The sequence below is a fragment of the Pseudothermotoga lettingae TMO genome (assembly GCF_000017865.1).
GTDB classification, from domain to species: Bacteria; Thermotogota; Thermotogae; order Thermotogales; family DSM-5069; genus Pseudothermotoga_B; species Pseudothermotoga_B elfii.
In genome coordinates this window covers 343468-355360 of record NC_009828.1, presented here as the reverse complement: position 1 = coordinate 355360, position 11893 = coordinate 343468, and the positions used below count along the sequence as shown (strand labels likewise).

Annotated in this window: 13 protein-coding genes; 7 read left to right on the top strand and 6 right to left on the bottom strand. The window is 38.6% G+C overall.

The features are described 5' to 3' along the window. Positions 1-82: 82 nt before the first annotated feature. Both TLET_RS01730 and TLET_RS01725 read right to left on the bottom strand, forming a co-directional pair. A complete protein-coding gene (locus tag TLET_RS01730; RefSeq protein ID WP_012002386.1) occupies positions 83-1588 on the bottom strand; it encodes an ABC transporter ATP-binding protein in 1506 nt (501 codons plus the stop codon). After that, a complete protein-coding gene (locus TLET_RS01725) occupies positions 1578-2561 on the bottom strand; it encodes a BMP family ABC transporter substrate-binding protein (protein WP_012002385.1) in 984 nt (327 codons plus the stop codon). The genes TLET_RS01730 and TLET_RS01725 overlap by 11 nt, the downstream gene beginning before the upstream one ends. Before the next feature lie 211 nt (positions 2562-2772). Between TLET_RS01725 and TLET_RS01720 the strand changes: the two genes are divergently transcribed. Both TLET_RS01720 and TLET_RS01715 read left to right on the top strand, forming a co-directional pair. Then, entirely contained in the window at positions 2773-3105 is a 333-nt protein-coding gene (locus tag TLET_RS01720) for a DUF1292 domain-containing protein (RefSeq protein ID WP_012002384.1), read from the top strand. 10 nt (positions 3106-3115) lie between these two features. Continuing rightward, complete coding sequence (locus TLET_RS01715; protein ID WP_012002383.1) at positions 3116-3778, top strand: GntR family transcriptional regulator; 663 nt, start codon at positions 3116-3118, stop codon at positions 3776-3778. Positions 3779-3798: 20 nt separating this feature from the next. Here the strand turns inward: TLET_RS01715 and TLET_RS01710 are convergent, their stop codons facing one another. From TLET_RS01710 to TLET_RS01695, 4 genes are all read right to left on the bottom strand, one after another. Continuing rightward, positions 3799-6318, bottom strand: a complete 2520-nt coding sequence (locus TLET_RS01710) for an adenosylcobalamin-dependent ribonucleoside-diphosphate reductase (RefSeq protein ID WP_012002382.1) — start codon at positions 6316-6318, stop codon at positions 3799-3801. Positions 6319-6380: 62 nt separating this feature from the next. After that, complete coding sequence (locus TLET_RS01705; RefSeq protein WP_012002381.1) at positions 6381-7007, bottom strand: redox-sensing transcriptional repressor Rex; 627 nt, start codon at positions 7005-7007, stop codon at positions 6381-6383. A 45-nt stretch (positions 7008-7052) separates the two neighbouring features. Continuing rightward, complete coding sequence (locus tag TLET_RS01700; RefSeq protein ID WP_012002380.1) at positions 7053-7997, bottom strand: MDR/zinc-dependent alcohol dehydrogenase-like family protein; 945 nt, start codon at positions 7995-7997, stop codon at positions 7053-7055. Beyond that, entirely contained in the window at positions 7994-8761 is a 768-nt protein-coding gene (locus TLET_RS01695; protein ID WP_012002379.1) for a carbohydrate kinase family protein, read from the bottom strand. The genes TLET_RS01700 and TLET_RS01695 overlap by 4 nt, the downstream gene beginning before the upstream one ends. A gap of 43 nt (positions 8762-8804) precedes the next feature. Here TLET_RS01695 and TLET_RS01690 point away from each other — a divergent pair, with 43 nt between their 5' ends. The 5 genes from TLET_RS01690 to TLET_RS01670 are packed head-to-tail and all read left to right on the top strand — an operon-like array spanning position 8805 to position 11889. Beyond that, complete coding sequence (locus TLET_RS01690; protein ID WP_012002378.1) at positions 8805-9098, top strand: hypothetical protein; 294 nt, start codon at positions 8805-8807, stop codon at positions 9096-9098. A 1-nt stretch (position 9099) separates the two neighbouring features. Next, on the top strand, positions 9100-9759 hold the full coding sequence (locus tag TLET_RS01685; RefSeq protein WP_012002377.1) for a HesA/MoeB/ThiF family protein: 660 nt from the start codon (positions 9100-9102) through the stop codon (positions 9757-9759). Between the two features lie 16 nt (positions 9760-9775). Beyond that, positions 9776-10510 (top strand): lysophospholipid acyltransferase family protein, encoded by a 735-nt coding sequence (locus tag TLET_RS01680; protein WP_012002376.1) that lies wholly within the window; start codon positions 9776-9778, stop codon positions 10508-10510. Between the two features lies 1 nt (position 10511). After that, positions 10512-11066, top strand: a complete 555-nt coding sequence (locus tag TLET_RS01675) for a bifunctional nuclease family protein (RefSeq protein ID WP_012002375.1) — start codon at positions 10512-10514, stop codon at positions 11064-11066. Then, positions 11041-11889, top strand: a complete 849-nt coding sequence (locus TLET_RS01670; protein WP_041428374.1) for a polyprenyl synthetase family protein — start codon at positions 11041-11043, stop codon at positions 11887-11889. The genes TLET_RS01675 and TLET_RS01670 overlap by 26 nt, the downstream gene beginning before the upstream one ends. Positions 11890-11893 lie beyond the last annotated feature (4 nt).

The following is an 11893-nucleotide window of genomic DNA, read 5'->3' as shown; positions in this document are numbered from 1 at the left end:
AAAAATTATGGCTATTCCTAAAGCGAAGGCCACGGTGATTGTGAAAAGGAAAAATGTCAACCATCCAGCAGAATATCTCACTTTAAGCCATCACTCCGAAAAGTTTAACTTTCGAAATATTTTCATCGACGACAAACTCATCTTTAAGCGTGCCATCTTTCACAACTATAATTCTGTCACAAATTTTCAAAAGTTCTTCTAAATCACTTGAGTACAGTATTACAGCTACATTATCGTTTCTCAAATTCAACAAAAACTTGTGCACCATAGCAGTTGAATGTACATCAAGACCTGCTGTTGGGTCAGAAGCAATCAAAAGCTTTGGCACAGCACTGAGCTCCCTTGCAATCAAAAGTCTCTGAATATTTCCGCCTGATAAGGTACTTACAGGTTGCCATACTGATTTTGTCTGAATATCGAATTTTTTCAAAAGTTCTCTTGCCCAATTCTCTACTGTTTTGTAGTTTAAGAAATATTTGAATCTGGTAAAATTTTTCTCGTAATATTTGATAGCGAGAAGATTTTCCAGTATTGATAAATCAGCAGAAACCCCAACTTGCGTTCTGTTTTGAGGTATGTAACTTATACCACATTTTCTTCTCTCTTTCACCGATTTGTGTTCTATATTCTCACCAAAGAAGATAATCTCTCCATTAGCAATTTTCCTCAAACCAATCAAAGCCTCAAGAATATCTAAAACGCCACTGTTCGCCAAACCGGCAAACCCAACTATTTCTCCAGCACTGATTTCAAAAGAAATATTTCTCACCATTGTCTCCTCAGGCAGGGACAAATTTCTAACAGATAGCACCACTTTTCCACATTTTTTTTCTTTTTTTGTCAGAAGAATTTTTGTCCTACCAACCATCATTTCCGCTATTTTTTCGTGTGAGACACCTTTATTTGACGAGGAAAATACAGTCCTTCCGTTTCTCAACACAGTAATTTCATCAGATATATCGCAGGCTTCTTTAATATCGTGAGTTATGAGAACAACAGTTTTCCCATTCTGCTTGAGCCATTTTATTAACCTGTAAAAATTTTCTGCCTCATGTTCAGAAAGATAAGTTGTTGGCTCATCAAATATCAAAAGTTGAGCCCCAAGATACAGAGCTCTCAATATTTCAACCTTCTGCCTTTCAGCCATTGTAAGATCTTTGATTTTTGAATTCAGATTGACCTCAAGTTTTGATTCAGAAAATAATCTCTCAACATGCTTCTGAGCCGAATTTTTATCCAGGAAAACAAGGTTTTTTAAAGGAACTTTCTGAAGGATAATGTTCTCAAGAGCTGTAAAGTCATCTATTAATGCAAGATGTTGGTGAACCATTGCTATTTTAAGGTGGAGCGCATCCCCCGGGCTTTTTATTTGAACAGGGTTACCATTGATAAAAATTTCTCCACTATCCATTCTTTCCAGACCGCAGAGGATTTTCATCAAAGTAGTTTTACCAGCTCCGTTTTCTCCAAGCAAAGCGTGTATTTTACCTGCTCTCAATACAAAATTAGCTCCCTTTAAAGCGATCGTATTGCTGGGAAAAAAAGTTTTGAAGATTCCCCTCATTTCAACAAAAACCTTACTTTTCAAGTGGATCAATCTCTCCATTCTTCAGGCTATTGAAAATCTGCCTCATTTTTTCTGCAATGTTTTCCGAAACAAATTGTGTGAAATAATTCTCATCAAGGGTAAAATCTATAACATTTTCCTCAATACCCCATCGTTCGTAGTTTCCAAAAGGAAGTTTTCCTTCATATGCTCTCTTCAATACACTGTAAATAGCATCATCTGCTCTTTTCAAAACACAGGCCAAAATAACACCTGGCGCAATCGAGATGATGTTTGAATCCACACCTATAACATATTTTTTGAGTTCTCTGGCCTTTTGGATTGCTCCAATCCCGGTGCCACCAGCAACGAGAAAAATGATATCAGCACCCTGAGAAAACTGGAGTTGAGCCAATTCAGATCCTTTACCAGGGTCAGACCAGCTACCTGCAACTGAAAAAAGTACTTCGATTGCCTGGTTAACTGATTTAGCACCTTTTTCGTATGCTGGTTTCATGCGATCAATCATGGCAGGATAAATATCTCCTGATATCAGCCCAACTTTTAATTCCCTGTTCGCACCGGGAAGATTACTTGTTGTTATAAGCCCTGCAAAATATCCTGCAAGATAAGCCATTTCCTCATCTTTAAAACCAAGCGAGTAGACATTCTCAGACAAAGGAGCTATACCATCTATAAGTGCGAATTTCTGTTTTGGAAACATCTTAGCTGCCTTTTCAACGCTTTTTGGCATACCCTCTGTGAAGGTTACAATTAAATCATAAGATCCCGTTGAGGCGAGCGCTATTAAAGATGGTTCCCATTTTGCCGGATTATATCCACCTTCCACAACTTTGAGATTAAAACCAAAATCACGAGATGCCCTTTTGGCTCCATCGACCATCATTTCATATATCGGGTTTCCACCAATCTCCCCCGTTATGAGGAGTGCCACATCATAGCTCAAAACCATCAAGGGAAGAATCATCAACATGATTATTAAATTTTTTTTCATACTATGCGCCTCCAGTGTAAAATATCTGTTGTTGAAAAAGTAGATAAATCGAAATTATTTCGATATATGCCGAAATTTATTCTATATATTCTCCGACCATCTGTCAAGTACCTTTGACGGTTTTTCATCTTTTCTTCTTAAAAAATCAAACTTGCTTTCTCATTTTGTGGTATCATGTAAATACAATATTCGTTTTAGAGGAGCTGATATCATGGAAAAAGAGAATTTTGAGGTTTTTGTACTGACAGACGAAAACAATGTGGATCATCATTTCGTCTTGCTTGCTGAGATCGAAAACTCAGGAAAAAAGTACTGGGTCTGTGAAGAAATAATGGTGGATGAAGAGGGACAGATCACAGACTTTGGTGAAATATATCCATTTGAAGTTAAAAAAGATGACACGGGTAATCTTTTCGTTGATTCGATAGAGACCGAAGAGGAATTTGATCGCGTGTCGGAAGCATGGAACAATATGCTTGAAAACGATGAAAAGCTGCGTGGCATGTTCAACTTCGAGGAGCACGGAGAGTCTGAAGAGGAGTAATAGAAATTCGATGGATAGAACCGCCGAAATCGTTTATAAAGATTTAAGAAAAAAGATCGAAAGCGGTTATTATTCACAGGGAACAAAACTCGAAGATGAAAAAGACCTGGCAGAAGCTTATGGAGTGAGAAGACATACAATCAGACTCGCCATAAAGAAACTTGCTGAGGAAGGTGTCGTAAAAAGAATCAAAGGCCGCGGCACCTTCGTAGCTGCAGAGATTCAAAAGAAGTTTCTGGGGCTGATAGAAAATTCCTGGCAATTTAGAGTACTTAAAAGTGCCCTGTCAAATTCTCGCGAGCAATACAGCCTGTTTTCAGAGGGATCTCCTGTTCTCAATTTCGAGATTCTCTGGCTGGAAGACGATAAACCTGTATGCTACGAAAAATGTCTTGTCGATGTTGTAAAAAATCCTCATATTCTTCAATTGATGAATTCTCAGCAAAAAATTCATCCTGTTGAATATCTATCTGAAAAACTTTCTGTGCAGTATATTCAGGAAATCTATGAAATAGGAAAATTAACGAAATCAGTATCAAAGCATCTTCAAACAGATCTTAAAATCACCATATTCAGAACAATAATCTTAAAAAATCAGCTCGATGAAGTGCTGGCACTTTCTATACTAAAATACCATCCAGGTGTTCAGATTAAACAAATCCGGAAAGTATAAAGTGGGGCTAAACCCCCACCTTAACTGCACCTGGACCATCCACAAATTTTACAGCTAACGCATCCTTCCTGCATAATTAGTGAATTTTTCGATAAGCACGATGGACAATAGGTATTTCCATCTATATCTACGTAATATCCCTGTTTCCACTCAAGTCCATTCGCAATTACAAATTTCTCAACTTCTTCGGGAGTTTTGGCTGTTCCATCTATTCTCATAACTTCTGTTTCCACATTGTTTTTCTCTGTCCATAACTCTGCAAAGTCATCTATAGCTTTCTTTATCTCAATTCCAACGTTTCGCACATAATCTCCTTTCACTTTCACCAACTGTTCAATGATTTCATCCACCGATACACCAGCTCTGAGTGCAGTTGAAGAAAGTCTTCCTATGGCCTCAGCGGTTTCAGTGCCGTTGGAGAGGAATATCTCTATTGCTTCTCCTGTATCATCAAAAGAAACAGTTATATACGTTGTCCCTGAAGAGCTCTTATACTTTCTTGTCACGCTTCTCAAAGTTTCTTTTCTCGGTTTGGCTCTCAACCTGTGCTTTTCGTCAAGTACGAAAAATTGAATTTTTGGTGCATCTTTTGTTTTAAGAGATTTCGTCGATGTTAAAACCTGAGTCTGTAAAGAACCATCCCTGTAAATTGTTAATCCACGTATTTTATGTTTCAAAGCTTCAATATAAACTTCCACTACATCGTCAACAGTAGCGCTATTGGGTAAATTTATGGTCTTGGATATGTTGTTGTCCACGTAACATTGAAACGCTTCCTGCATCAATAAATGGTCGATGGGTTTTATATCATGCGATACTACAAATACTCTTTTGATCTCCTCATCGATTTCCAAATGTTTAAGTGTTCCATCTTCCACAAGTTTGTCTTTGATTGAATTGATAAGGTCTTCAGGAAGTTTTTGCTTAAGAACTTCATTGACATAAAACAGTGGCTCCCGCTCATCGCTATTTTGTTTGTTCACATATCTAACGTATGCGAGCAGAAAATTAGGTTCAAGCCCAGAAGAAGTGTCAGCAATATTTGATATTGACCCGGTAGGAGCAATTGCAAGGACGGCTACATTTCTTTTGAATTTTGGAGCAACATTTCTGAAGTGTTCAAAAATCTCTTCATCATAATCACTTTCATCCATCGAAAAGGGAACAAAATCATCTTCTGTATGATACCTGCTCTGTTCAAACAGGGGGAAATTTCCTTTCTCTTCCCCAAGTTTTGATGATTCTTCATGAGAATGTAATGCCATGAATGCCATTATATTTTTCGCAAGTCTTCTGGCTTCTTCAGAATCATAGGGAATATCCATTTTGTAAAGTAAATCGGCAAAGCCCATGATTCCAAGTCCCAATCTTCTGGACTCCTTGACGGCTTTGGAGATTTTATCGATTGGAAAAACATTTACATCTATAACATTGTCAAGGAACCTGACAGCAATCCTTGTAGCTTTTTCTAATGCATCCCAGTCAACACCATTCTGTGTATACAGTTTTGCCAGATCGATTGAACCAAGATTACAGGCCTCATACGCACCAAGCCCTATTTCTCCACATGGATTTGTGGAAATTATCTCTTTATGTGGATATAATGCATAATATCTGTTCATTTCACCAAGAAACACCATTCCTGGGTCGCCAGTTTCCCATGCGCTTTGAGCCATTTTCTGTATTATTTCACGTACTTTTATTTCTTTTTCCCCATGCCATTTTGAATGATTCAATCTGATTGTTCCATCTCTTTCATAAATTCTCAGAAGTTCCTCCCTTCTCATTGGGATTCCAACAGATATGTTGAAGAACCTCAGAACCTTTTCTCCGTCGTTGCCTTTTTTTGCAGATATGAAGTCCATTATATCTGGATGATCGATATTCAAAATACCCATCAACGCCCCTCTTCTTCTGTAACCCTGCTCAACCACAGAGACAGCTGAATTAAAAACATGCATAAAGCTGATGGGACCAGAGGCTTTTCCGTGAGTTCCCGCCACAAAGCTTCCATTTGGCCTTAAGGAGCTGAAATTGCTTCCAATACCTCCTCCGGCTTTTGTTATCAACGCATATTCTTTCACCGCGGTGAAAATTCCATCAATACTATCTTCAACAGGCACAACAAAACATGCGGATAACATATGAAGATGATTTCTCATTTGTATTATTTTTGAATAATCATCGAGCTCCATCTGCTCCAGAGGTTTATACAAAAGCTCATAATCAACTCCCATACCTGAATTAAACAATGTAGGGCTATTTGGAATGAAAATTCGGCTCGCTAAAAGATCGAAAAACTCTTTCTCCAGCAATTTAATGTAGTCAAGCTTTTCACTTTTTGAAAGGTTTTCCAGGGCGGGATTATTAATCAATTCAGCACTTGCCACAACTCTTGCCACACGATGGGCAACATCGTGCCAGCTTTTTTCGATAAATTCACCCGCTGGCGTTTTGATAAAGTACCTTTCTGTCAATATTCTAACTGCATTCTGCGATGGCTGAATCTTTTTATATTTTTCAATCAGGTCTGAGTACATAAAAACTTTACCCCCTTTCGGGGGTAATTATACTACAAGTTGTATATCAATTCAATACAACACTATATATTGTGTGAAAGTGAAATAACAGAATGGACTAATGTCTTGAAGAAAATAGTGATGTCCACATATTCAACCGGTATATCTGTATTCAATGTCACAGGGGCAAAACATATTATACCCTTGATACCGGAATTTTTCAATCTATCTGCTATGAGCTGGGCTGCTTCGGCTGGCGTGGCAATAACGGCAAGCTCTGATCCTGTTTTTTCAATGAAATTTTCCATTTCATCAACGCTCATAACTATCAGGTCGGAATTTATACGCTTGCCTATCTTTTTTCGATCAACATCGAAAATCCCTGTTATCTTAAAATTATGTTTTTCGATTTGTTTAAACCTCGCTATAGCCTTGCCTATGTTGCCGGCACCCACTATTATCACATTCCATCGTTTGTGTATTCCAAGAATTTTCCTGATTTCATCCAAAAGAACCCTTGTTTTGTAGCCAAAACCACGTCGCCCAAAATTACCAAAATATGATAAATCTTTTCTCACCTGTGTATCTTTTATGTGCAGCATCTCTGCCAGCTGTCTGGAGGATATGTTATCTATACCTTTGTCAACAAGCCTTTCAAGACATCTGTAATAAATTGCCAGCCTTTTCACAGTTGGTTTTGGAATCTTCATCCTATACACCCCCTTAGTTCATATTTTCACAAATAAATTGTATCATTAATCCTGAATCTTAAGAATTACCTTCAATGCCCCACTTGCTTTTTCAAAAGCTTTCTGATAATCGTCAAAATCAAATACATCTTCTATCAGATCAACTACCCTTAAGCCATTTTGAAGAGCGAAAATTGCCTTTGGAAAAGGTCCACATCGTGACCCTACTATGGTTACTTCATTAACAGTTGCTGTGCTCATATCTATGCTTATTTTTCCAGCGACCGTTGTTTTCAAAACAATCGTTCCTTCTGGTTTGACTGCATACAGGGCTTGCTGCAATCCACTTTGTTTTCCTGTTGCATCTATTACAACATCAAAGTGGCGGTCATATTTTTCAATATTGTCTGCAAATTCAACATCAGTCCATTTTTTTGCAAGAGATAATTTTTCTTCGTGCTTGCCAAAAAGTACATGCGCTATATTTGAAAAATTCAAAGCCTTCGATATTACTAAACCAAGCTTCCCATCGCCAAAAACGGCAATTTTCTCATGGCCAGTAAAATTGATTTGTTCGGTTATTCTGAACGCAGCAGCCAGAGGTTCAACAAAAACGGCTTCTTCATCCGCTATCTCGTGTGGCAGGACATGAAGGTTTTCTACAGGAATCAGGGCATACTGCGCAAAAACCCCATTATAACCGTTTATACCCAGCACTCTCATATTTCTGCAGTGCCGCCAGAGTCCTTCCAGGCATAAATCACATTTTTTACACGGTATGTTTATTTCACCAACCACACGTTTTCCAATGAGTGCAGATGGACCTTTTTCTACGATACCCACAAACTCATGACCAAGTATACCCGAAAAATTCATATAACCTTTTAATATTTCAAGATCAGTATTGCAAATTCCCGCCATCAAAATTTTGACAAGTGCAAACCCCTTGTGCATTCGTGGCTTGTCAATCTGAATTAATCGAAGATTTCCATCATAAAATAAAGCTTTCACGCTTTTTCACCAAGATTTTTCATCTTGCTGAAAGCCCCTTTTACAGTTCGTGCCATTTTTTCCGCCTCCTTGACAGCGCGATTGAGTGCCACGCTTATTTTTTCATTATTCAACAAATTTGCCATCAGAACCACATCAAAAACATCTCCACAGCCCGTCCTATAAACATAATCCCTGCCATCTCCAGAAATCTTGATAGAGCCAAAAACTGCCCCTTTTGGCCCAAGTTTGACCACATCACAATTAATTCTGCTGCATTCTTTCTCATTACCAATAACCAAAATGTCCCTTGCTGCTTGCTTAAGGTCAAAATCAAAATTGGCAAGCGGGCCAACATCCACAAAAATCTTTTTCTCTCTGCAAAGTTCAATAATCTTTCTCGCACACGATGATGGAATTTCCCCATTCAAAAACACACAGTCGCAATCATTTAATAGCTCCTGGATCACCGGAACATCTAATTCATTGACTCCCCTGTTGACGGCAATAGGGACATCATTATAAGCAATGTGCAATCCTGTCTTTCCGTGAATTTTTCTTATGTTGTTTTTAAACCCAAGCGCCCTGAGTTCTTCGAGAATCAAATCCGCTCTGTAATCAGAGCCAACGTTTGAAAAAAACTCAATGTCAAAGCCTAATCTCCAGAGGCCAAAAGCTATATTCAATCCAGATCCGCCACACATTTCAATTACCTCTGCTTTATGCACCTGCTGGCCGTATATATACACATCCCAAAATGTTCCACCAAAAACTGCTATTTTCATATCATCACCATGAAAAGTATAATAGATAAAGCGGGGTGAAATCATGAAAATACGTTTTGGAAATATGGTGGATAATCTTGTTGGAATAAAAGAAATAGAGGTATGCGGCAGATCACTCGATGAAATCTTCAAAAACCTCTCAAGCTCTCTCAAAAAGAATGTGAATCTTCTCATAGATGAAAAACGAGAGAGTGTCTATCTCGTTGTCGAAAATGACGGAAAATTTCTGAAAAACTGGGTTATTGCACTTCATAATGGGGTAAACCTGCTGGACATTGACCGAGATGCATTGCAAGATGGAGAACTCGTTATTTTCGTTCCAGTAAGCGGTGGTTGAGATGTTTCAACGGCACTCTGAATTATTGAAAGACTGCATGCAAAAGCTTTTTAAATCTACTATTTTTGTCGCCGGCGCTGGTGGCCTTGGCTGTACAGTTTTATCTTTAATAGTTAGAATTGGCGTGAAAAATATCTATTTGATAGATCATGGAATAGTGGATGAGCCGGATTTAAATCGGCAGATCCTCTACGATAGAAACGATCTGGGGAAAAGCAAAGTCAAAGTAGCGGGAGAAAAGCTTAAAATGATAAATCCCGAATGTAATCTGATTACAATTGATAAAACTTTGGATGAAAAATTCATATTACCAGCTGTTGATATTGTTATAGATTGCCTCGAAGGATTTAGAAGCAAATTGATCCTGGATGATCTGTGCCAGAGAAAATCTATTCCACTTGTTCATGCTGGTGTTGGCAAATTCTCCGGGCAAGTGATGACATTGATGTATAATGGTGGACCGACGCTGAAAGAACTTTATCGAGGAGCTGTTGAGGAGGATAAGGAAAGACAGATCTTCCCGCCCGCCGTAGTTTTAACAGCAGCTCTTCAAGTAAGTGAAATGACAAAGATTATTTGCAATAAAGGAGATATACTAAACGGGAAGATTTTGCAAATTAATCTGTTGCAAAATCACTTTGATTTTCTGAATCTCTTTTAAAAGGTGGGGTAATCTTATGAAAAAACTTCTGGTAACAATCTATTTTCTTATAATGGCTGTTCTGTATGTATTTGTTTATGGCAGCATTGTTTTGTTTGCCGGATTCTTGATAAAAATCTTCGCTGGCGAAAAAGTTTCAAGAAAGTTTGTCAATGGCCAGATAAAATTATTTGGAAAAAATTCCTTCAGATGGATGTTTTCATCTGTTATTGTACATGGTGAAGAAAATATTCAGCCCAGTTGCCTTGTTGTTGCAAATCACCAAAGCTTGATGGATATTCCATTGATACTTGGATACGTTGGTCCAATGCCAATGGTTGCAAAAAAAGAACTTGCCAAAGTTCCTGGCGTGAACTGGTTCGTGAAATATATGGGTGGTTATTTTCTGGACAGAAGCAATCCTGCTGAAGGTGCGCATATTCTCAAAGAATTGATCAAAACTCTGTCCTCTGGAAAGTCATTGCTGATCTTTCCTGAAGGAACCCGGTCTGTTGACGGATCTGTTGGAAAGTTTAAAACGGCAATATTTAAAATTGCGAAAAAGGTACATGTGAAGATACTACCGATTTCGATTTGGGGTACAATATTTCTTGTACCCAGGCGTAGCCTCTTCCTGAACCCTGGCAGGGTGGCAATGCTCATTCACCCACCAGTTAATCCTGAGGATTTCCCCAATGAGGAAGAACTCGCCAGAACAATAGAAGAGACTGTGCGTGCTGGGGTAGAGAAATTGAAACAGGAGGTGATATGACATGCGAAGAGCCTGGATTAAAGCTCTCGTGCTTGACAAAGCTCATAATTCACCAGTTGTGATTCTTGGAATTGAAGGAACAAACAAGGTGGTGCCAATCTGGATTGGTGCATGTGAAGCAAACGCTCTGGCAATAAATCTCGAAGGATTAGAATTTCCAAGGCCATTGACGCATGACTTGATAGTAAATATACTGGATGCACTTGATGCCCGGCTTGAAAAAGCGATAATACACTCAGTAAAAGATAATGTTTACCACGCAACACTTGTTATAAGAGATCTCACATTTGTTGAGACTGAAGATGAGGAAGGATCTGACGAGCACGCATTAATTGAGATAGATGCGAGGCCTTCTGATTCAATCGTACTTGCCGTTAAAAAAGGTGTGCCAATATATGTGAGCAACGAAATAGTTGAGGAGCATGCCATAGATTTGCAAATACCCGAAGACAGCTCTGACGAAGAATTCAAGAAATTTGTCGAAAGTCTGGATATAGACAAGTTCAGAGAAATGCTCAAGGATGAGCCAGATGAAGAGGGAGAAGAAGATGAATAATGAAGGTTTTGTGAAAAAATTGAATGAAAAGATGACCCGATTAATAAATAAGTCAACCATGGTTGAACAGGCTATGGCATACAGCTTGCTGTCAGCTGGAAAGCGAATAAGACCTGTTCTGATAAAACTTATCTGTGAAGATATGGGTGTACAAGAAGATCTAATATGGAACCCCGCTATGGCAGTTGAACTGTTTCATACAGCCTCTTTGATTCACGATGATCTCCCCCAGATAGATGATTCACCTCTCAGGCGAGGCAGGCCGTCCTGCCATGTTGTTTTTGGAAATGATATGGCTATACTTGCCGGTGATGGACTCATGTTAATGGCCTTCTGTGTGCTCAACCAAACGCCCGCTGATCCTGTTTCCAAATCGATGCTCTTCGATTTGTTTTCAAAATCAACTTACGATGTTTTGATAGGAGAAGCCATGGACGTTGAATTTACAGGAAAAGAAAAGGATATAAATGACGTTATAGAAATGTACCGGAAAAAAACTGGAGCTCTTTTTTCTTTTTGTTTTGCCATCGGCGCAATCTTAATGAAAAAACTTGAATATCTTGAAAAATTGATAAATGTCGGATCTACGTTTGGGGTATGGTTCCAGATTGTCGATGATTTGAAAGACGTCTCTGGCAAGGACGAAAATGTTGGCAAAACAACTGGAAGGGACAAAGCACTTGGAAAACCCACTGTTGTGAATATCATGGGAATTCAAGAAGCTAAGAATTTTGCCGATAATCTTTATGAGTCAGTTATTGTACAGCTTAAATCTTTGTCTCTTAATAAAGTTGTGGATTTCCTGTGTGCTTTGAGAGAGTGAGGTT

What these genes read in the sequence shown, in the direction of transcription:
- TLET_RS01725 (WP_012002385.1), bottom strand. Translation starts at nt 2,561, where the DNA reads ATGAAAAAAAATTTAATAATCATGTTGATGATTCTTCCCTTGATGGTT.
- TLET_RS01720 (WP_012002384.1), top strand. Translation starts at nt 2,773, where the DNA reads ATGGAAAAAGAGAATTTTGAGGTTTTTGTACTGACAGACGAAAACAAT.
- TLET_RS01715 (WP_012002383.1), top strand. Translation starts at nt 3,116, where the DNA reads ATGGATAGAACCGCCGAAATCGTTTATAAAGATTTAAGAAAAAAGATC.
- TLET_RS01710 (WP_012002382.1), bottom strand. Translation starts at nt 6,318, where the DNA reads ATGTACTCAGACCTGATTGAAAAATATAAAAAGATTCAGCCATCGCAG.
- TLET_RS01705 (WP_012002381.1), bottom strand. Translation starts at nt 7,007, where the DNA reads ATGAAGATTCCAAAACCAACTGTGAAAAGGCTGGCAATTTATTACAGA.
- TLET_RS01695 (WP_012002379.1), bottom strand. Translation starts at nt 8,761, where the DNA reads ATGAAAATAGCAGTTTTTGGTGGAACATTTTGGGATGTGTATATATAC.
- TLET_RS01690 (WP_012002378.1), top strand. Translation starts at nt 8,805, where the DNA reads ATGAAAATACGTTTTGGAAATATGGTGGATAATCTTGTTGGAATAAAA.
- TLET_RS01685 (WP_012002377.1), top strand. Translation starts at nt 9,100, where the DNA reads ATGTTTCAACGGCACTCTGAATTATTGAAAGACTGCATGCAAAAGCTT.
- TLET_RS01680 (WP_012002376.1), top strand. Translation starts at nt 9,776, where the DNA reads ATGAAAAAACTTCTGGTAACAATCTATTTTCTTATAATGGCTGTTCTG.
- TLET_RS01675 (WP_012002375.1), top strand. Translation starts at nt 10,512, where the DNA reads ATGCGAAGAGCCTGGATTAAAGCTCTCGTGCTTGACAAAGCTCATAAT.
- TLET_RS01670 (WP_041428374.1), top strand. Translation starts at nt 11,041, where the DNA reads ATGAAGAGGGAGAAGAAGATGAATAATGAAGGTTTTGTGAAAAAATTG.